Source organism: Patescibacteria group bacterium (assembly GCA_041664365.1).
Taxonomy (GTDB): Bacteria; Patescibacteriota; Patescibacteriia; order UM-FILTER-42-10; family UM-FILTER-42-10; genus JAHJEX01.
In genome coordinates, this window is the sequence record JBAYKW010000003.1 from 1 (window position 1) to 20,111 (window position 20,111).

28 protein-coding genes are annotated in these 20,111 nt (G+C 38.5%); 11 read left to right on the forward strand and 17 right to left on the reverse strand.

What is annotated here, in order from left to right; all coding sequences use genetic code 11:
* Positions 1–188 precede the first annotated feature (188 nt).
* From WCW66_02765 to WCW66_02775, 3 genes are read right to left on the reverse strand one after another with little or no spacing between them, the layout of a single operon-like run.
* Positions 189–401: a hypothetical protein gene (locus tag WCW66_02765; GenBank protein MFA6391655.1), complete on the reverse strand. Its 213-nt coding sequence runs from the start codon at positions 399–401 to the stop codon at positions 189–191.
* 10 nt (positions 402–411) lie between these two features.
* A complete protein-coding gene (locus WCW66_02770; GenBank protein MFA6391656.1) occupies positions 412–765 on the reverse strand; it encodes a hypothetical protein in 354 nt (117 codons plus the stop codon).
* A 4-nt stretch (positions 766–769) separates the two neighbouring features.
* Positions 770–1,183, reverse strand: a complete 414-nt coding sequence (locus WCW66_02775) for a hypothetical protein (protein ID MFA6391657.1) — start codon at positions 1,181–1,183, stop codon at positions 770–772.
* 108 nt (positions 1,184–1,291) lie between these two features.
* Here WCW66_02775 and WCW66_02780 point away from each other — a divergent pair, with 108 nt between their 5' ends.
* The gene (locus WCW66_02780; GenBank protein MFA6391658.1) at positions 1,292–1,471 is read left to right on the forward strand and encodes a hypothetical protein; all 180 of its coding nucleotides are present in this window, start codon (positions 1,292–1,294) and stop codon (positions 1,469–1,471) included.
* Positions 1,472–1,618: 147 nt separating this feature from the next.
* Here the strand turns inward: WCW66_02780 and WCW66_02785 are convergent, their stop codons facing one another.
* From WCW66_02785 to WCW66_02805, 5 genes are all read right to left on the reverse strand, one after another.
* On the reverse strand, positions 1,619–1,975 hold the full coding sequence (locus WCW66_02785; protein MFA6391659.1) for a hypothetical protein: 357 nt from the start codon (positions 1,973–1,975) through the stop codon (positions 1,619–1,621).
* Between the two features lie 90 nt (positions 1,976–2,065).
* Positions 2,066–2,371, reverse strand: coding sequence for a PepSY domain-containing protein (locus tag WCW66_02790; protein MFA6391660.1), 306 nt, complete (start codon positions 2,369–2,371; stop codon positions 2,066–2,068).
* Positions 2,364–3,560, reverse strand: coding sequence for a cytochrome b5-like heme/steroid binding domain-containing protein (locus WCW66_02795; protein MFA6391661.1), 1,197 nt, complete (start codon positions 3,558–3,560; stop codon positions 2,364–2,366). The genes WCW66_02790 and WCW66_02795 overlap by 8 nt, the downstream gene beginning before the upstream one ends.
* Before the next feature lie 77 nt (positions 3,561–3,637).
* A complete protein-coding gene (locus tag WCW66_02800) occupies positions 3,638–4,120 on the reverse strand; it encodes a hypothetical protein (protein ID MFA6391662.1) in 483 nt (160 codons plus the stop codon).
* A 26-nt stretch (positions 4,121–4,146) separates the two neighbouring features.
* Positions 4,147–4,551: a hypothetical protein gene (locus tag WCW66_02805; protein MFA6391663.1), complete on the reverse strand. Its 405-nt coding sequence runs from the start codon at positions 4,549–4,551 to the stop codon at positions 4,147–4,149.
* 140 nt (positions 4,552–4,691) lie between these two features.
* Between WCW66_02805 and WCW66_02810 the strand changes: the two genes are divergently transcribed.
* The 6 genes from WCW66_02810 (at position 4,692) to WCW66_02835 (ending at position 9,904) form a co-directional block, all read left to right on the forward strand.
* The gene (locus WCW66_02810; protein ID MFA6391664.1) at positions 4,692–5,003 is read left to right on the forward strand and encodes a metalloregulator ArsR/SmtB family transcription factor; all 312 of its coding nucleotides are present in this window, start codon (positions 4,692–4,694) and stop codon (positions 5,001–5,003) included.
* Positions 5,000–5,344 carry an MTH895/ArsE family thioredoxin-like protein gene (locus tag WCW66_02815; protein ID MFA6391665.1) on the forward strand — a complete coding sequence of 115 codons (345 nt, stop codon included), beginning with the start codon at positions 5,000–5,002 and terminating at the stop codon, positions 5,342–5,344. The genes WCW66_02810 and WCW66_02815 overlap by 4 nt, the downstream gene beginning before the upstream one ends.
* 11 nt (positions 5,345–5,355) lie before the next feature.
* Entirely contained in the window at positions 5,356–6,339 is a 984-nt protein-coding gene (locus WCW66_02820; protein ID MFA6391666.1) for a permease, read from the forward strand.
* 7 nt (positions 6,340–6,346) lie between these two features.
* Complete coding sequence (locus WCW66_02825; GenBank protein ID MFA6391667.1) at positions 6,347–7,564, forward strand: hypothetical protein; 1,218 nt, start codon at positions 6,347–6,349, stop codon at positions 7,562–7,564.
* Between the two features lie 349 nt (positions 7,565–7,913).
* The gene (locus WCW66_02830) at positions 7,914–8,597 is read left to right on the forward strand and encodes an ABC transporter ATP-binding protein (protein ID MFA6391668.1); all 684 of its coding nucleotides are present in this window, start codon (positions 7,914–7,916) and stop codon (positions 8,595–8,597) included.
* Positions 8,594–9,904, forward strand: a complete 1,311-nt coding sequence (locus WCW66_02835) for an FtsX-like permease family protein (GenBank protein ID MFA6391669.1) — start codon at positions 8,594–8,596, stop codon at positions 9,902–9,904. Before WCW66_02830 ends, WCW66_02835 begins: the two co-directional genes overlap by 4 nt.
* A 73-nt stretch (positions 9,905–9,977) precedes the next feature.
* Here the strand turns inward: WCW66_02835 and WCW66_02840 are convergent, their stop codons facing one another.
* The gene (locus WCW66_02840; protein ID MFA6391670.1) at positions 9,978–10,175 is read right to left on the reverse strand and encodes a hypothetical protein; all 198 of its coding nucleotides are present in this window, start codon (positions 10,173–10,175) and stop codon (positions 9,978–9,980) included.
* A gap of 195 nt (positions 10,176–10,370) precedes the next feature.
* On the opposite strand from WCW66_02840, the gene WCW66_02845 reads away from it, so the two are divergent.
* Both WCW66_02845 and WCW66_02850 read left to right on the forward strand, forming a co-directional pair.
* Positions 10,371–10,937, forward strand: a complete 567-nt coding sequence (locus WCW66_02845; GenBank protein MFA6391671.1) for a sigma-70 family RNA polymerase sigma factor — start codon at positions 10,371–10,373, stop codon at positions 10,935–10,937.
* Positions 10,934–11,875, forward strand: a complete 942-nt coding sequence (locus tag WCW66_02850) for a DUF5667 domain-containing protein (protein MFA6391672.1) — start codon at positions 10,934–10,936, stop codon at positions 11,873–11,875. Before WCW66_02845 ends, WCW66_02850 begins: the two co-directional genes overlap by 4 nt.
* A gap of 124 nt (positions 11,876–11,999) precedes the next feature.
* On the opposite strand, the gene WCW66_02855 is transcribed toward WCW66_02850, so the two are convergent.
* The 6 genes from WCW66_02855 to WCW66_02880 all read right to left on the reverse strand — a co-directional run bounded on the left by WCW66_02855 (position 12,000) and on the right by WCW66_02880 (position 17,078).
* Complete coding sequence (locus WCW66_02855) at positions 12,000–12,827, reverse strand: hypothetical protein (protein MFA6391673.1); 828 nt, start codon at positions 12,825–12,827, stop codon at positions 12,000–12,002.
* Between the two features lie 109 nt (positions 12,828–12,936).
* On the reverse strand, positions 12,937–14,181 hold the full coding sequence (locus WCW66_02860; GenBank protein ID MFA6391674.1) for an MFS transporter: 1,245 nt from the start codon (positions 14,179–14,181) through the stop codon (positions 12,937–12,939).
* A gap of 61 nt (positions 14,182–14,242) precedes the next feature.
* Complete coding sequence (locus tag WCW66_02865; GenBank protein MFA6391675.1) at positions 14,243–15,130, reverse strand: hypothetical protein; 888 nt, start codon at positions 15,128–15,130, stop codon at positions 14,243–14,245.
* Positions 15,131–15,139: 9 nt separating this feature from the next.
* Complete coding sequence (locus WCW66_02870) at positions 15,140–16,207, reverse strand: PEP-utilizing enzyme (protein ID MFA6391676.1); 1,068 nt, start codon at positions 16,205–16,207, stop codon at positions 15,140–15,142.
* 32 nt (positions 16,208–16,239) lie between these two features.
* Positions 16,240–16,416: a hypothetical protein gene (locus WCW66_02875; GenBank protein ID MFA6391677.1), complete on the reverse strand. Its 177-nt coding sequence runs from the start codon at positions 16,414–16,416 to the stop codon at positions 16,240–16,242.
* Positions 16,413–17,078 (reverse strand): type II CAAX endopeptidase family protein, encoded by a 666-nt coding sequence (locus WCW66_02880; protein MFA6391678.1) that lies wholly within the window; start codon positions 17,076–17,078, stop codon positions 16,413–16,415. The genes WCW66_02875 and WCW66_02880 overlap by 4 nt, the downstream gene beginning before the upstream one ends.
* A gap of 108 nt (positions 17,079–17,186) precedes the next feature.
* On the opposite strand from WCW66_02880, the gene WCW66_02885 reads away from it, so the two are divergent.
* On the forward strand, positions 17,187–18,245 hold the full coding sequence (locus WCW66_02885; GenBank protein MFA6391679.1) for an AI-2E family transporter: 1,059 nt from the start codon (positions 17,187–17,189) through the stop codon (positions 18,243–18,245).
* Between the two features lie 44 nt (positions 18,246–18,289).
* Complete coding sequence (locus WCW66_02890; GenBank protein MFA6391680.1) at positions 18,290–18,619, forward strand: hypothetical protein; 330 nt, start codon at positions 18,290–18,292, stop codon at positions 18,617–18,619.
* A 64-nt stretch (positions 18,620–18,683) separates the two neighbouring features.
* Here the strand turns inward: WCW66_02890 and WCW66_02895 are convergent, their stop codons facing one another.
* Positions 18,684–19,745: a hypothetical protein gene (locus tag WCW66_02895; GenBank protein ID MFA6391681.1), complete on the reverse strand. Its 1,062-nt coding sequence runs from the start codon at positions 19,743–19,745 to the stop codon at positions 18,684–18,686.
* Positions 19,746–19,752: 7 nt separating this feature from the next.
* Positions 19,753–20,064, reverse strand: coding sequence for a hypothetical protein (locus WCW66_02900; GenBank protein MFA6391682.1), 312 nt, complete (start codon positions 20,062–20,064; stop codon positions 19,753–19,755).
* Positions 20,065–20,111 lie beyond the last annotated feature (47 nt).

Genomic DNA, 20,111 nt, shown 5'->3' on the forward strand with positions numbered 1-20,111 from the left:
AGGTGACACAGTCACTTTCGAAGTTACTGATACTCCAAAAGGCAAAGCGGCTATCAAAGTCAGCAAAGTATAGTTTCATCGAAACTAGATTAAGCGCCTCCCTTCGGGGAGGCGTTTTGCTTTGTGTTTGAATATATCAAAACACTCCTCAGGGAGGAGCGTTTGTGAAAGTTTATTCATTCTATTGGCTATTCGTTGTGATTTTTTTTCAGACCGACAATGGACATTATTGCCATGGCTACCGCTGCCAATACTACTACCACCCCGATTGTTTTAAAAAGTGTGTTTTTTAATTCTTCAAAATTGCCGAGGCCTAATATCCAAAGGATCGCGACAAAACCGATGATAATCACGGCGATAATGCCGGTCAGGACTAGTACGTTTTTTGACGCTGATTTCATAGTATTGAAATTAATGATTGTTTATTAATTTTGTTATTTCGTAAGAATCATGTTTGTTTTTTTCTTCAAGCCCTTCTTTAATTAAGCTAAAAGAAAATAATATAGAAAGAGTATTTAGTATTATTATCGTTCTGAACATAACAATTCCAAGATCCTTTTTTTGGGGAGATTTTTTAATACCATTAATCGATTTCACAGCAAGTACAACACCCATCGGTAATAGGATAAAAGGAACTACTAATCCATCTAAGTCGCCAACATATAAGAATACAACGATGCTACTAATTATATTTGCTATTAAACTTAAAATAGTCAGAGACCAAGCAACTATTTTTATGATCGACAGAGTAGTATTTTTTTGCATACTATTATTTCTTTTTGAATGAGTCAAAAACAGGTTTATTGGTCAGCAATAAAATTAATGCGGCAAGACCTGCAAATAATGCAATGAAGTCAGCCGGACCAAATTCATCTGTAATACTTAGGACGATATTAACGACTAAAATAATCAAACCGCCGGTATAAGTCCAACTTTGTTTTTTGATCGTCCCGATCATGATAAATATTAATAAACCGGCATCAACAAACATAAATAGTGAAATAAACTCCATCAAGTTCGTATAGTCCGGTTTTGTCGTACCGCCGAAGGAAGCGATTATCCCGAAGACCAGCCAAATAACGGCATTCACACCCAGCAAAATTTGCAGGACTTTCATAGTTATTGGAATGCTTTCATTTTTGATGTCCTTGGTGTTTTTATTCGGTTGTGTACTGTTTGCCATATATTTTGGGCGGTAAATGTTTATCTGATAAAATTATAGCATATCCCGACAGTTATTAGAATTTATTATCTTGTGGTATATTAAATACATGAGTATTAACATGGACAAATGACTGAAGAATATCCCTCTTCGGGGGAAGGGCAGAATCAATCAAAAAACACCAAGATTTGGATAATATTTTTGGCTGTTGTCGCTTTAGCGATATTAGCGTTTATCTGGTGGTGGATTAATGATGGCGGAGAAATCGGCTTCAGTATGAATAAAACATTATCATATTATATTTCATGAAAAGAAAATATTACTATATTATTGGCATTATATTTCTAACAGCGATAATTGTGTATGCAATTGCTTATCGTTATGTCGCGACGGTTGCTGAATAAAATTTCTGTGTATATAAAAAACACCGCTTATCCGCGGTGTATTTATTTATTTTTAGGTCGTAACTGGGGGAGCTCTTTCTCCTTCAATATGACTGTTTTTTATTGACTGCAGGAGCTGGGAAGAAAGTTCAATACCGCGTCCGGAGTATAATTTAATGTAATTATTTTCAAAATCCGATACCAACATTGGATTGGATATATGATACGCGCTGGGTATCAGATCTGAACTTTTTGAGTTATTATCTGAAAGGGATGTTTCCGATTTTTCATCGTATTCTTTCGCCTGACTTTCATTATTAATTTTAGATGAATATTCATCTGAATAAATACTTTCTGATATCGCGAATATTCCGCTGACACCGGTTAGTATAGTCAGAAATGCGATTATGGTTGTTATTGAATCAATCATTTTGTTTTGTCTCCTACTAATTCATACGCGCTGTCGGAAAATAATATTTCAAAACTAAAACGCCCTATTTTTAGGGCGCTTATCCATTACTTATATACCAGGATTAGGTGGATTCTGGCTATCAGGATCCGCTTTGTTTTTTTTCTGTTTCCACATGGGATAAAAATACATCCACGCACCGGTTAAAATCATTAAGAATAAAACTATGCCGAAATAGGTGCTCAGCTGGTTATGCAGGTAGCGGATCAATCCCATATTGATAAAGGTAAGATACTCAGATGCAATCTTTGGGAATTTAAGTAATGACCCGGAAATTGTCATCAGTAAACCCAGAGACATGATGATAATAACCAGATAGCGGTGGATTTTTTTTGAAAATAAGTATAAATTATTCATCTTCTTCATCCTCCTCGTCTTCTTCATCTTCTTCATCCTCCTCCTCGTCTTCTTCTTCCTCATTTCCGTCGCCAACTGACGGTGACTGATTAACGTTTAATTGTGTTTGCTGAATTTCATTAGTGGTAGTATTACTACCCAATGCGCCGATTAAATATGCGCTTAACTGACTGCTGGCAAAAGAGGAATGACTGCCTTGGCCGCCTTGTGTATTGAAAGCCTGTGTGGCGTCTTTTCCGCAATAAGGAATAATAATACTGCGACCGCCGGGATGCGAATTTAAATATGCTGATACAGCATAGACATTATTGCTGACAATTATCCAGCAGTCACTAGCTGTATTGTGTTTTGCAACTAAAGTTGTATCAAGTGCAATATTGCTTGGCTGTGCCACAACCGTGTTAGCCGTTGTATTATTGTTGGTTGTGGTATCGGTCGGAATTTGTTGCTGTACCTGTTGAATTTGTTCGGTTGTTGTATCACTTCCTATTTTACCGACTAGATAACTACTTAGCTGGCTATCGGCAAAAGAGGAATGGCTTCCTTGGCCGCCTTGTGTATTGAAGGCCTGCGTGGCATCTTTTCCGCAATAAGGAATAATAATATTGCGGCCACCAGGATGAAGGATAAGATAGTTGGTTACGTCATATGCGTTGCTATCTATAATAATCCAACAATCGCTAGGGGCATCATGCTGGGCAACGAGGCTGGTACTCAGAGAGACAGTTGTTGGCGTAACGGCAACAATATTGGTGGCAGTATTTGTATTACCATTGATTGTTGTTTCTACTGCAACTGCCTGCTGGTTCAATTCACCAAGGTATAATGCGCCGAGTTGTTCTATGGCATTTTGAGAATGACTGCCTTCACCTGCTTTTGTTGAAAAGGCGACTGTTGCATCTTTTCCACAATACGGCAATACAACCGATTGTCCTCCCGGGTGTAATCTTAAATAATCCGTAACATCATATACTTTATTATTGATAATCAACCAGCAATCTGTTTTAGTCTTATGGTTTGCAATATTTGCTTCGGACAACGCGTTGTTTTCCGTGCCAACCGATCCATTTAAATTAGCATTAACATTAACAGTCGGCTGTTTATTGTCAAAATAAGAAACAGAAAAATAGGTAACCAGACCGACGATCAGGATTATTCCTATTATACCGATGATATTTTCGTTTTTCACGATCAGGATTTAATTGTTAGACATGGTCATTATAATAATAAATCGAACAAATAACAATTATGTTACAGGATACTATACTACAGATTAAGTGTAAGATTAAGCGTAATGACCCATTCGTTATTAATATATCTTGCCGCTGACTTACCGCTGACCGGAAATCCATCAGTATAATAAGTTAAGTGAATTTCGGTCATGATGGCGCTACCACCTTCCGCCCGGCGTCCTTTTCTCATATAAGCGTATTCTTCCACTTCATTTTCTGCATCACCAGGTACCGTGACTTCCAGAAGATACACTCCATCTTCATCTTCAAGTCTACGGACTTCTGTTGTTTCTTTCTCTGTCAGACTTTTGATGATCGAAAAAATCTCTTCCGGTGTCGGGATACGCTCTGGAGCCTGCTCTTCTGTTTCACCTTTTTCTGTAATTCCGGCTTCTCTGAAAAGCCTGTTCTTCTCATTCTGAAGTTCTTCTAACTTATTATGAACCCTTTCTTTGCGCGCTTTATCTTCAGATGAATCCTCCGGGGGATTTAGAAATGGAATGTCAAATTTACCCATATTGTTCTAATTAAACTATTTATATTTTAATAACAAAGCGACTGCATTGATACAGCTCCATCTATTACTTGCTTAACACAACCTTCGGCTGAATCATCCGTGTAACATGTGCCGATAATGCCGGATAACTCTTCATCCTCAAGTGTTACCATTTGTGCTTCCGATAGTGCTGGTGGAAAACAGATGCCTGACTGGCATTGTCCGCCGTCAGTACATATTTCACCATCTGCTTTATATGAAAGTAGGCAATTATCACTATTTTTCTCCCACACACCGCCCGCCTTTTCACAGTTGGACTGGTTTTTTTGCGGATTATTTTCCGGTAATTGGGAATAGAAATAACCCACCAATATCCCAAACAGGCAAATTGAAACGATAATGATAATGACTATAAACAGATCTTTGTTAGTCTTTTTGGATTGTGTTTTCATATATTGGTTTGTTTGGAATAATATATACTGTTTACTTAATAATAACATATTTATGCATTTGTTGGTAAAAAACTCTTATCTATTCTTGACAGTAAACACCTCTACTGATATGGTCCATATATCAATAGTCATTGATATATATGCCACAAAACTGCTGTGATAAAAACTCAAGCGAAAGCCGGAAAATCGACCAGCTGGCTCAGTTTGTCAAAATGATCAACGAGCCAAATCGTCTTAAAATTCTCTGTCTTTTAAAACGGGGAGAGCTTTGTGTATGTGAAATATTTGAAACATTAAAGCTCCCGCAAAACCTTATTTCCCATCATCTGAAGGAATTAAGCAGTCTGGAAATAGTCGGTTTCAGGAAACTGGGGACGAAAGTGATTTATTCCAGAAATGAAAGTGTGATTGAGAAATATTCTAAATTATTAAATAAGGTAATACAAATATGAAGATTCAAGTTTTAGGTACCGGCTGTGCAACCTGCAAAAAGCTTTTTGAACAGACAAAACAAGCTGTAAAACATTTGGGATTGGAAGCGGAGGTGGAATATATTACTGACATTCAGAAGATTATTAAAATGGGGATGATGACCAGTCCTGTTTTGGCGGTTAACGGGAAACCGGTGCTGACCGGACTTCCTGGCGATCAAGACAAAATTAGCGAGGTAATCAAAAAGAGTATTAAAGAGGCTGGTAGCGAGTCCAGCAGTTGTTGCGGAGATAAAAGTAATTGTGATTGTAATCCGGATGATAATAAAAATGCCGGTTGTTCATGCGGAGGTAGTTGTTAAAAAATAAAACTATGGATATATTTTACCCGATTGAATTATTGGCAGGCACCATCAGTTATGAGTGGTTTGGTTTGGTAAGGGGGTCTTATGCCGGCAGTGCTGTAAATTTTTTTATTTATGACACGATTAAAATCGGTCTACTTTTGATCGTAATAAATTATGTAATGGCCATTGCGCGCTATTATTTTCCGGTGGAAAAGATCAGGGATATTCTGAGTAGCAGAAAGTGGTACGGGTTGGATTATGTTCTGGCTGCAGGCTTGGGAGTGATCACTCCGTTTTGCTCCTGCTCTTCTATACCGCTATTTATCGGTTTCGTCAGCGCCGGGATACCACTGGGAGTTACCTTTTCTTTTCTAATTGCTTCGCCGCTGGTTAATGAGGCATCGCTTTTCATATTTCCATCAGTGTTCGGGTTGAAGATGACGATTGTTTATAATTTGCTGGGTATTACTATCAGCGTAATTGCCGGCATGATCATCCAGCGACTGAAAATGGATAAGCATGTTAATCCGGCTTTTCTAAAATTCAAAACACAAAAAGAAGCAGTGGCTGAAAATGAGGGCAATAAAGTACCATTAGTTAAGCGGCTGAAGATGTGGTGGCAAGACGGCATCCGCATTTCAAAAAGTATTCTTCCTTATGTCATTTTAGGAGTGGGACTCGGGGCTATCATTCATGGATACGTTCCGGAAAGTTTTGTTGAAACGTATCTGAATAATGACAGCTGGTGGGTAGTTCCGCTGGCAACTATAATGGGGATTCCGCTGTATGCTAATTCAGTCAGCGTAATACCTGTGGTTGAAGCGCTGGCCAATAAAGGGGTAGCGATTGGTACAGCATTAGCGTTTATGACCGCGACCGTGACACTATCCATTCCCGGATTACTGATACTGAAAAAAGCAATGAACTGGAAACTGCTCTCCGCTTTCATTATTATCACATCTGTTGGTATAATGATTATTGGTTACTTTTTTAATATTTTTACATTTTAAAAAAATCATGAGTAAAAGAATTCTTTATTTGTTGGTAATCTCGTTTTGCTTATTATTCGGTGCAAATCAGGTAAAAGCGCAGGAAAATATTAATATATATTTTTTCTGGGGTAATGGCTGTCCACACTGTGCAAAAGAAGAGCCGTTCCTGGAACAGTTGAAGGAAAAATATTCCAATGTTGAGATTCGTGATTTTGAAGTTTGGTATAACAAAGATAATCAAAAATTACTGCAATCAGTCAGTCGTGTGTTGGATGAAAATATTTCAGGAGTACCATTTACGGTAATCGGGGAGCAGACATTTTCCGGTTATCTAAGTGATGAAACTACGGGCGCCAGTATTGAGGAGGCAGTTGTAGCTTGCACGACAAAAGTATGTGCTGATCCTTTAGCTCAATTATTTGAAGATACAGAAGAAAATACCCCGACCGTTATTGAACCGAAAGAACAGGCCGAAGAAAATAATTCTGCAATTCCAGATAAATTGGATGTTCCGATCTTCGGCACAATCAAAACAGAAAATTTTTCCCTGCCACTGCTCACCATCGTACTTGGAGCGCTGGATGGTTTTAATCCCTGCGCCATGTGGACGCTGATATTTCTGATCGGGTTGCTACTGGGAATGAAGGATAAAAAAAGAATGTGGATTTTGGGCAGTGCTTTTATCTTTGCTTCAGCGGCTGTTTATTTTCTTTTCATGGCGGCCTGGCTCAATCTGCTTCAATTTCTTGGCACGGTGATTTGGATCCGCGCGCTGATCGGACTAGTCGCACTAGGCGGTGGAATATATTATTTGAAAGAATATAAAACAAATAAAGACGCGTCTTGCAAAGTAACCGGCCAGGAAAAAAGGCAGCGGACATTTGAAAAACTCAAACGTTATACGCAGGAAAAGAGTTTCTGGCTGGCACTCAGCGGGATAATTGTCCTCGCGATGGCGGTAAATCTGGTGGAACTGGTATGTTCCGCCGGCCTGCCCGCTGTCTATACTCAGGTTCTGTCCCTTTCTGATCTGGCCCCCTGGCAGTATTACGCGTATTTGCTTTTGTACATATTTATTTTCCTATTAGATGATCTCTTCGTATTTTTTATTGCGATGAAAACAATGCAGATAACCGGCATTACAACAAAATACGTGCGCGCTTCACACCTGATCGGCGGGATTGCCATGTTGATTATCGGATTGATGTTAATCTTAAAACCCGAATGGCTGATGTTCGGTTAGTTTGCTTTTAAACTAAATTAAACAAAAACCATCCCGCGAAGTATGAAGGGTGGTTTTTATTTTCTCAAATGCTATTTCTTTTTCTTTGCTTTCAGCATAACGCTTTTTGCTGCCAATCTCTTTTTTGTTTTGCGAGAATGGGATTTCTTCATTTTGCCGACCGCTTTTCGTCTTTTTGCCATATAGTTTATTAATTAATTTATAAGGTATTCTATACTGTAATAGAAAAAAAATCAATTTTAATTATAAACTGTAATTTTCATCAGAGCTACGGCCAGTTACAAAACTTAGAATCTATGATAATATTGACCTCAGTGCCAAATATCTGATAAATCAACAAAAGGCTATTATGATACGTGTACAAGAGGTAATTCGCACCTATGGCGAGGGCGAGTCCGAATTTAAAGCCTTAAAAGGCGTGTCTTTTGCTTTGAAAGAAGGCGAGAATCTTGCTATATTGGGCAAGTCCGGTTCCGGAAAATCGACATTGATGCATGCGTTGGCCGGCTTAGATCGTCCTTCATCCGGGAGAATAATAATCAAAGATAAAGACCTCTGGTCCCGATCGCAAAAAGACATCGATCTCTATCGCAGTCAAGATGTCGGGTTTGTATTCCAGGATTTCTATTTACAGAACGAAGAAACAGTTCTTGAAAACGTCATGGTACCGCTTGAGATAAACGGTGATACTGACAGAAAAGAAAAAGCGATGGAAGCTTTAAAAGTTTTGGAGATTGATGACAAAGCAAATAATAAGGCGAATCAGCTTTCCGGCGGACAAAAACAGCGCGTTTGCATCGCCAGGGCAATTGTCGGCAAACCTTCAATTATATTTGCTGATGAACCGACCGGTAATCTGGACTCCAAAACCAGCGAACGGGTTGAAGATATTTTGTTCAACATTCACAAAAAATTTAATACAACCCTGATCGTTGTAACACATGACAAAGAATTATCTGATAAATTTTCAAATAGTATAACACTGAAGGACGGCGAAATAACCAGCCACACAGGCGAAGGGATTCAAATATGAAACGCAGGGATATTATAAAAAGAGGACTGAGAAATTTAAAGCGAAATCGTTCACGCAGTGTTTTGACCGTTCTGGCGTTATCGGTTGGTGCGCTGACACTGGTGCTCACACTCGGACTTAGTAATGCGCTCGAAAATACGATTAAAACACAGTTTGAAGATGTGACCAATCTGGTTATGAGTGTGTCTTTGACCGCTGAAGGTGATCAGGAAAATATGAATGTCCCCGAGTACGATTCCGATGCTAAAACAGTCTATTCAATTCAGGAAGGACCGGACGGCGGTAAAGAAGTACAGCTTATTACCAAAGATCAGCTGGATGATTTTTTACAGATTTCCGGTGTCAAACGTACCTGGCCTGCTTATGATGTAAAATTGGAATACATCCGGCTGTCTGAAAGTGATACAAAATATGTGATCAATACCGTCCAGGAACAATCATACAATAAAACAGAGGTGTTAAGCGGAATATATCCGGTTGATTGGAAAGATACGGACATTGTTTTATCGGATTCTTATGCTGATTCATTTGGATTATCAAAAGAAGACATGATTGGTAAGGAAGTCGTCGTCGGTTATTTTGGCAAGGGTACCACTGTGCTGGAGAAAGCATTTACGATTTCTGCGGTATTGGAATCAGGTATGGGTTTCGGACCGAGGATGGGCGTCGCAAGTAGCGGGATTGTCACATTAAGTATCGACACCCTGGCATCAATCTATCAGGATCAAAAAATAGAAACTCCGGGATACAACGAATTTCTTTCGGCAAATGTTTTAATTGAATCTACTGATATTGAAGAGCAGGTTAAGAATGACATTACGGCAATCAATGGGAAATACTCCGTTACCAGTATCAGTGATTTAACTGAATTGATTTCTTCTGTACTTGGGACTATTACACTAGGACTTTCCGCTTTCAGTGGGGTAGCACTTTTTGTCGCAGCATTTGGGATCATCAATACTCAACTAATGTCAGTATTTGAGCGGACAAAAGAAATTGGACTCTTAAAGTCTCTAGGTATGCCAAACAGAAAAGTTCGCAGTTTATTTTCCTATGAAGCGATAATCATCGGAGTTATTGGGGCGCTAGTGGGGACGGGGATTGCTTATGCAACCCAGGCATTTGTGAATAATGTCTTTAAGGAAAAACTTGCGGATATCGGGTTTGTAAACGGAGTATTAAACATAGCTGTCAGCGATGTGTTGATGGTAGTTGCGGGTCTCGGATTATTAAGCTGGATTGCCGGTGTTATCCCCGCACGCAAAGCACAGAAGCTGGATCCGATTCAGGCGCTTCGAGAAGAATAAAAATTATTATCACAAAAACACCGACTCCGCCAGCTGGCGGATACACCGGTGTTTTTTATTGGATTAAAGTTTACTAAATTCCCAGGCTGCTCATATAGGTAGTAATAAATGAAGGCAGTATAAATATCATAGCTATTAAAGGCAAAACAAAAAATATAATGCTTAAAATGAAAGTCCAGAGAAAATATTTACGCATTTTTTCTATGGACTTATACATTTTGTCAATAAGAATTTGCTGGTCATTTAATTTTTGTAATATTTCCTGTTCCATATAATATTGATTTAATTTATTATCTCATTTTATTCTATCACTTATCATAAACTTAAAACACATCCATTGCCAAAGACATAGCGTAATACATCGTAATTTGACTCTTTTTTGACTTTGGTGGCAATATGCTAATATATACAAACATAGTCATCTATCAAATGTAACGAAATTAATTACAGTACGATATACCTTAAAATGAAAGATAAAAATAGCACAGAAGAAATACAGCGACTTGTGCACGAAGCGCAGGCTGGCGACGAAATGAGTGTAACTCGGTTATATGAGCTTTTTAGCGAGCGTATTTACCGGTATATTATCCTTCGGGTCAGTCATCGTGAAACTGCCGAGGACCTGACGCAGACGGTATTTCTTGAAATGATCCGGTCACTACACCGATATAAGAAGCAGGAAGACGTAAAATTTACCACTTGGCTTTTCCAGATAGCGCGTCATCGACTGATTGATCATTATCGGCGCAGTAAGACAGTCGTACCCATTGATGAGTTGGCGGATTCTCATGCTGAATTACAGGTTGCGCCGGAGGAAGCAAATGTTGATTCATATTATGCACGAGTGAAAAAAATTCTGCATAAATTGTCGGAGCAGCAGCAAAGTATAATACATTTATCATACAAAGAAGACATGAAACCGGCAGAAATTGCAAAAATCACTGGCATGTCAGCTATCACTGTCCGGGTAGAAAAACACCGGGCGCTTAACAAAATCCGTGAAATGCTTTCCAAAGAATATAAAATATTATGAAAAAAAGAATATCAAATAGTGAAATAGAGAAATTTATCAGGAAAGCATCATTTCCAGAAATGAATCCGATTGCTAAAGAGCGTACTAAGCAGGCACTTCTTTCTGCGTTGGCTGATGTAACAAATATTCCAGCTGAGCGATATATTAAACGCAAGGGAATATTTAATTATTTATTATTACATCCTATGGCACCATTTATTATCGCGCTTATAATAATTCTTTCTGGCACAGGAACAGTTCTCGCATCTGATGGAGCAAAACCGGGCGACACGCTTTATTCCCTGGATAAAGCTCTAGAGCAGACACGTCTGAACTTTACTTTCAGCGATCAAGCTAAGGCAAAATTTATGCTTCAAGTTACGGAAGAGCGCCAGCATGAACGAGGGGAGCTTGAGTCAGAACAAAAAACTGAATTGTTTGAAGAATCTGATAAGGATACTAACCAGGCGCTTGAACATGCACAGGAAGTATTAGATGAGGTTCGTGCAAAACAGGAAGAAAAGGGTAACGAACATGCTGAAGAAGTTATAACAGAAGTCGGTGACAAACTTGAAGAACTGCAAGAAAGGCATCAGGAGCGTTTACAGGAGAGGGAAGATGAAATAAATGATGATGCGGATGAAGATAGTGATGAAGCATCTGATGATAATAGTGATGAAGAAGATGTAAATGACGATGATGATTCAGCGGACCGTAATCAGAATCAAAATAGCAATACTAATCAAAACCAAAATCAGAACAGCAACTCCAACGGGAATGTGAATCAAAGTAATGATGAGAATGAAGAAGAAGGGTCGGATGACAGCAGTGATTCCAATGTAAATTCATCAGATGATGAGGATGAAGAGGAAGGTAGTGACGATCAAGGTGGAGGTCAGAACAACGGTGAAAATGATAACCAGAATGACAATAATGACGATAGTGATCTGGATGAATAAATGAAGAGGGTAAATTAATTTTAAACCATTCCCCGTTGAGCTATATCAGCGGGGTTTTGGTATCCAAAAACACCTCCCAATCCAATATCGCAAGCATGCGAAGAAAGAGAGGTGTTTTAATAATTTATAGTTCTATACAATCTAGAGTGTTGTAATACATATTGGCGCTGGTTTCAGTATTCCACTGCAATGCTACTGTATGCGCACCCGCGTCAACTGCAAAGATTCCCTGTGTTGCCATATTAGTGGCGTTCGTTAAACCAATAGAAGTTCTGGTATAGCGAAAAGTCTTAACCTGCTGGACACCATCTAGTAACATTTGGACTCTGATTATTTCAGAATCATTGATGGTATCACCATAACCGTTCCAGCTGCAGAATAGATTACTATCGCCCGTTGTGATTGATAGTGAGGTCAGAGTGTCGTAGTCGCTACCTGTCTTGATGGTATTTACGGCCGAGGTAAGCGTGCCTTCCACTCCCTGAACTCCCTGCGTCAGCGTAGTGCTGGACAGGTCATCAGCTGTGATCGTTCCATCGACGATATTATCTGTAGTAATTACATTATCACTTGCCAGAGAATCGATGGTTAAAGATCCGGCCACTTGCAGATTATCATTCACGATAAACGGCATAGTGTCGCTTGTTCCGGCGGTAGCACCGCGGTAAACCCGGCCGTCAATTCTGACGTTATCACCGAATGCCACTGGATTATCTACTCCGCTGTTTGTGGTATTGTTGATAATCGTACCGTTGAAGAAAGTTACACCACCTACTCCTTGTGCTCCTACTTTCAGCGAATCAACCATCATAGTGCCATCGAGGTCAAATGTGTCACCTGATACTCCTCCCAAGGTAGCGGTAATATTGCGGGTGGTAGCGGCATAGACAATGCCGGCAGTAACAAAAGTAGAGACAACAATAACCAAAGCTGTCATAAAGCTTTTTTTCATATTTTTCACCTCCTTTCTAAATTGGGATCGTTTTTTCAATTAATGTAAGTATATCATAAGGCGACCTCTCAACATAATTGCGAGGAAATTTGGCTAAAGTTCTACATAATCAGCGCACCGGTATTGTAATATTTTTTGGTGTTTTCCAGAGCAAAAAAATTGCCACAACTGCACCGCAAAGACCCACGGCTGTAAAGGCGCTCGCAAAACCGACCATGTCCGCGAGCATACCGGCGATCATCGGCCCGATGATGTAGCCGGCATTCATAGCCATGTCTTCGAGTGCAATAATATCCTTTTCAACATCCGGACTTTCTCCAATGTAGTCTGCGTAAGCACTGCTTAGCGCCGGATAAGTTAATGCAATAAAAATACCGGCGATGAAATTCAGAGGTATTGTCAGGAGAGGTGTCGGTATGAAAGTAAAAAGCGCAATCAAACTGGATCCGACAAAAAGTGAAAAAAATGCCGTACGTTTTTTGTGGAAGCGTTTTGTAATTGAACCGACAAACCATCCGGTGAAAAGCGGTGGTAATGTAAATGCGGTCAGGAATAACCCGGTTAAAGGCCCGCCAAGAAAGGCATCTTCGGCAAATAGTGGTCCGACTGTCCAATAAAATCCCTCTATAGTATAGAGTAAAAATGTAGCCATCAGAACCGGGAGCATAGTTTTACCGATCTTACCCAGTAATTTGTAATTGATGTGCGGACGTCGTATCTGTTTTGACTCTTGAGATTTTATGATCGGATTCTGTTTTCTGGTGATGACTGTAAGTAGTACATAGAAAATAACGCCGATTCCGAGAAAAACCCAACTGAGTACAAATGATTGCCAAGTAACTACGGAGACAATGGTAATTCCGACAAAGACCGGTGCCAGCGATACGCCAATTGACTGAAATACTTCTACCACCCCGAAACTGGAAGAATGTTCACTTTCCCTTTGGAAACGGCCGACAAAGTTGAATTTTCCAAAGTTTACCAGATCATAGTAAACTCCCCAGAGCGCCATTGCCAAAAGGAACATCCAGATTGATTTGGCCTGCCAGAGAATAAGTGGATAGACAAGACAGATGGCAAACATTGCCAGGAATAAACGCCGGAAATTCGCCCGCGGGGCGATTTTGGTCATAATCAGGTCAAAAAGTGCACCGAAAACCGAGGAAGAACCGACAATAATTCCCATCATAGTATTGGATAAACCGTGTTCTGTGAGAACGAGCGGTGTGATGTAGGTTACGACAGTATCAAACATAGCCCAGAACAAAATCATAATTGAGAGGGCGTAAAGCGACCGGTGCTGGTTACCGTATTTTTGTGCGTGTGTAACGAAATGATGAAATCCTGATTTCATGCATTTAGTATATCAAAAAACCACTCATTAATATAGTATTAGAGTGGCTTTTAATCAGAAATTATTCCTCTGACAGCTGAATTTCAAAATCCTTTCCTCGATAATGGACTTTTGCCATGTCATTTCCGATTTCAAAACTGGTCATTTCTGCTTCACCAGCTATATCTCCCCCGGTGATTGTTTCAAAGGATTCCTGATCGACACGGTTACTGCCAAGGTAAGTAACTAGGGCGTCAATATCCCATTGATGGCCAACTTCTCCTATGACGACATGTCGGTCTTCAACATATTTCATGACAAAATCTTTTACTCTTTGAATACCTTCTAGATATTCTTTAGCAACATTTTCCGGTTTAGGGCCTTCAATTACTCTACCGTCTTCCATAACCAGTTTTCCTTGGTTTGCTATCCAATCTTTCCCGGCGGCGGCATGATCACCGCCATGCTTTTTCAGAATTTCGGAAAAATATTCAGTTTTCTTACCATCAGCGTCGGTCCATCGGTCATTATATTTATAGGCAAGTTGTTTAATCATAAGAGGGAAGTCGATCACAATTTTTTTATCGGGATTTTCTGTAATGATCCTCTGAATGGATTTAACTGTTTCCGATATGGATCTTTCTCCATTCGGACCGGACATTTCCTCAATTCTGCTCTTAGTTAAAACCACCAAATTATCATCAGCGGTATCATCTTGGTACTCTGCTAATGCATCTCCATAAATCTCAGCGGTTTGTTTTGTTCTTGGTTGGTCTGAAGTTGCTCCAATAAAAACCACAGATCCCTCCGGTGAGTTATTGATTAAGTCCATAATTTCTCCTCTAGCCTTCTCCTGTGCCTGGATGACGCCTTCCTGAGTTAAATCGGGGTAGGTTTCCGAAACAGGATCTGAATCACTTTTGTCTCTGGCCGGTCTGGCATGACGTGTGGCAAAAAAACTTTCTTTCATATTTTTTGGTCAATTATTAATCAATTTGATAATTCCTGAATTGGCATCAACAATGACTTTTTCGCCGTCTTTAAAAGTCTTTGTTGCGGTGCCCGTACCAACTATGGTTGGAATTTTAAATTCTCTGGCTGTGATTGCAGCATGGCTTAACAATCCGCCAACATCTGTAACAATGGCCGCAACCTTTTTTACTAAAGGTAAAAACTCAGGCCTGGTCATGCCGGTAATTAAAATATCTCCTTTATTACACAATTTAAAATTATGAGGGTCCAAAATAATTCTTGCCGTACCCTTTACCTCACCCTGATAAGCGCATATCCCTTTCAATTCTCTCTGCTTATTGCCCTTAATTGTTTTGAATATACTTTTTTCAATATTTTTTGCCTTTTGCCCCGTAATTATTTTTGTCTGTTTATTTTCGGAATAGATCACAGAAAAATTGTATCGGTTTTTTAGAATATTTTTTTCGGGCAATATCTTTGATTTGATATATAATTCTAAATCATCCTGAGTCAAACACGTCAAATACGTAGCATTATAATTTGTCTGTTTTGCGATTGCATTTGCTATACTTCGAAAGAACTTTTCACTATCGGAATAAATATTCTCCGTATATAGTCTGGCGTCGCGAAAATACGGCATAAGCTTTGTTAAAGATTTGGGAGTCAAAAAGTCAACAGTCTTTTTAATGTAAACATGAAGAGCTAGATGTTTGTCAAAATATTTCAGAAATTGTTTATAATCAGATAGACTCGGAACGCTATTATTCAGTTTATCCATAATATTGGTAAGCTTATCCGCATTTCTTTTTATGTCTTTACAATGAATTTTTACATAACTGATATTTGCCTCGCTTTTCTTCGCCAAATATTTGCCGAGCTTGGAAAATTCGTCATAAGGAATATAAAAAGCAACAGTGCCTCTTTTATGAATAAATAATGTATGATTAAAATTAATACCCAACTGATTTTTTAGCGATATGTAATACTGTCTACTCCAATAAGAACTGGATATAAACGTATAGGATCCAGCCCAGCGCGACAGCCAATCTCGTTTTGCTAGTGTCTTTAAATTCATATTTAAAGTATACCAAAAAATCGCCCTTGCGACTATTTATCAGTGCAATTTAAATTTTTCTGCTGTCGTATGCCCAGTTCCAGCATCTGTTTTGGTGTCAGTTCCGGCTTAAATTCCGGATCAAAATTCCTGCCCGTAGGTTCAGAAAGAAAGTAGTGTGTATTCTGCATCTTGTCATTTACCAGAATTTTTTTATTAATCTTTGTCATGAAATTATTGAAGCAAAAAAGTTATTAACAGAATGGAATATTATACTGCTGTATAGGGAATCGGATTTATGTCGCAACCACCCGGCGATTAAACTGACCAGCAGAATACTGATGGCGGAGATTGAAAATAAATTGTTTTGTAACACTCCTTGGAATGCCCAACCGAGACAGTGCATCAGCAGAAAAACTATGGAGGTGATTATGTTAACATACCAAAAGCTTATCCCAGATTTTTGCAGTGCTGGTTGGATGACTCCTCGAAACGTGAATTCCTCTGCAATCGGTGTGCCGGTTATTACCCAGAAGAATGTAAATGATGTTGCAAAACTGAATATGACTTGACTGGCCTTCATACTTTCTACAAAATATGAACTGATTATCCATATAATGCTTGCGATTACACCAAAAATAATTCCTTTTTTTAAGTTTTGAATGCCAAAAAACTTTTTAATTACGTGTAGTTTGAAGATTTGCTTTGCATAAAAAAACGGGAAAATAATCCATATGCATGTCTTCATAACTGCCCAGTAAAGCATATTGTGGTTTTCTGAATCTTCTAAAGCCTGCCAAATAGTTTCAGTCAATAAATTATGTAGGATCCAGGCGCCAGTCCATAGTAGAAAAAATGAGATAACAAATAGTAAGATTTGTTTGAGTTTCATATAGCCAGTATATCAAAAAAACATCCTTCTGCCATCCGGAGGACGCTGGATAGCACCGCAATGTAATAGTAGTTGTGAATGCGGGTAATTGTATTGTATAATTACGTCATGGCGATCAAATCATCACAACGGCAAACATTCTTCTACATACTGGCGGCAGTAGTGCTTGTTCTTTCCTATTTGGTGCTGAAACCGTTTATTGCGGTTATTGTGCTGGCTTTCCTGACCGCTTTGTTTACCAAACGGCCGTATGAATTTTTTAATAAAATATTTAAGGGCAGGAAAAAGCTGGCATCATTAATAATGGTAATAATTGTGTTTTTTGTAGTACTTATTCCATTGGTATTTGTTGCCGGGCTTACCGTCAAACAGGTTATTCAGTTTAATGAGGATATCGGCGGTGGAACTAAAGTGAATATTACTTCAATAGTAAATAGTAGTAATGATATATTGAGTTCAGTTCGCGGTATTGATTATCGGCTGACCGAGGTTGGTGTAGAGGAATGGATCCAACAGGGAGCGAAAGCAATCGGCACATTTTTCCTAGAGAGACTGCCGGATATTAGCTCCGGCGCATTTCAGTTATTAACCTTTGTGATCGTATTCCTGATTGTGTTGTATTCACTTTTCCCTATTCAGGATAAGCTTACTAAATTTTTAAAAGAAATCAGCCCGCTTGATGACAGAATAGACTCCATCTATATTACCCGTATAATTGCCATGTCGAAATCAATGGTGCGGGGCACATTTCTAATTGCCATCGTGCAGGCGATTATTTCCGCGATCTTTCTCGCCATCGTCGGCGTGGATTATATTCTGTTTTTAACGATTCTGATGATCTTCCTGGGAGTGATACCGATGGTGGGGACCGGTTTTGTTATGATGCCGATCGGAATTATTATGTTGTTTACCGGTAATATCTGGCAGGGAATACTTTTGATTCTGGTAAATGTACTCATTATCAATAATATCGATAACTTCATGCGCCCGAAGCTGGTTGCCAAAGAAGCGGAACTGCATCCTGCGCTCACAATCCTTGGTGTAATCGGTGGACTTCAGTATTTTGGCATCCTAGGATTTGTTTACGGCCCGGTAATCATGATCCTGCTGGTTACAACAATTGAAATTTACATAAAACATATCCGCGATCATCGGACTGCAGTATAAAATTGTACTAATAAGTTTATTATATTATTCTTAACTAAAATAACATGACGAATGATAATAAAATGGGAGTACCAGGATCACCATATGGCGATATGGAAACACCTTTAACTTTTAGAGAGAGATTTGAAAAGTTTCTTTCAGGAACTCCTGACTACCTGAAAGATGATATTTTTATGCGCTATTATAACGCGACAATTCTATTGATTGAAAAACAAGAAAATGGAACTATTTCTGATATAGAATCAAATCATTTGAGGGATTATATGGTTAGCCACAATCTATTAACCGCTGAGGAAGCAAGGCCTACTCCTGATGAAAGACAGGGACTTTATGATCAAAGACGCAAACTAAATAATCGCCAGCGGGGCAAATAATTTATTTATATTGTTATTATTCAAAAAATCATTCCTTTTGGAATGATTTTTGTTTATGGTTTGATTAATACTGCAATTCATTTTTATCACTGACTTTAATATCCGGGAAGACTCCATAACCATAGGGGTCAAAATCATTATTAACCTCCTGATAATCATTATAACCATCTCGATCCATATCAGCGTTTGAGTCGTCAAGACCAATGAGTAATTCCCAGGCTAAATTAAATCCGTCACCGTCTTCGTCTGTATTTAATGTTTTTAGAGCTTCTTCTTCTGAATATCCAAGTGTCTTACAGTCAGTATCACTTACATTATTTATTAATTTCTTTATCTGTGACCGGAAAATTGAACCTGGCGTATAACTATCGATTTTGTCAGGATGATAAAATAGATAACATTGAGATTTCGAAATTAATTTTATATTTTCTATAAAATTTTCACTATCGAAAAATTGATTTATACTATTTTTACATTCTTTGCGCAGATCCCGGTCAATAATAAGGGAGCAGTATTTATCCTTATCGGGAATATTAGCCCCAGAAGCTAATTTAAAATTGCATTGATCTTGTATCCTACTATCTTCATGTATTTTACAATCATAAGGACCATACCAGACAATAAATCGATAAATACAGTTACCAACATTTTTATAGTATGTATTTTCTGTTTGTTCTTCCTCCCAATAGTCGGGTGTGCTGGATGATTTCTCACAGAGTAATACGTCACGAAAACCCATAGCTACTATTTCTCGACAATAATTTTGTTGTTCTGCTTGTTTGGCACAATAGTCTAAACCTTCGTCAGCAGAAGAAGGTATATACCCGGCTTTGAGGCCATCTTTTATGTATTTATAGTTGCCCCATTGAGTGAGGCGGGGTGGCGGTGGATTGTCTGGCGAAAAAACATGCGTCGACTCCGAGATCAAATTAATATTTTTTTCGTTTGTATTTAATGGGATATTGGTATTTAATAATACGGAATTATTTATTAAAGGTGAGTTTAAATTAATATTTGCTACTGTATTTGTATTAGTATTATTGCCTTTTGAAATAATAAACCAAGTTATACCAGCGATGATAATAACTAAAACTACTATAAGTAAAATTAGAATGGGTTTTTTCATAAGATATTTATAGATTAAAAAAATGATAAACAATCCAGAGTAATCCATATAGGAAAAAAACAATATTATTAGCGATTCTCCATCTAGCAATTTCTTTGTCATTTTTTTCACTATTTGGATCGACAATCCTCATAGCGATTTCCTTCTTATGCAATTTACGAATTGTGTAGTCTACAGAACTCCAGGCTATTATTGGTCCCACTATCTCAGATAAATATCTTGGTATAAAACTAGGTGGCACAAGAAATAAAAGACCACCAACTAAAAAAGTTAGAGATATGAGTATTATTTGTCCAAAGGATAATTCATTTTCCTGCATTGATATAAGTATATCAAAAAACCACCCGTTCGGCGATTGAAGGGGTG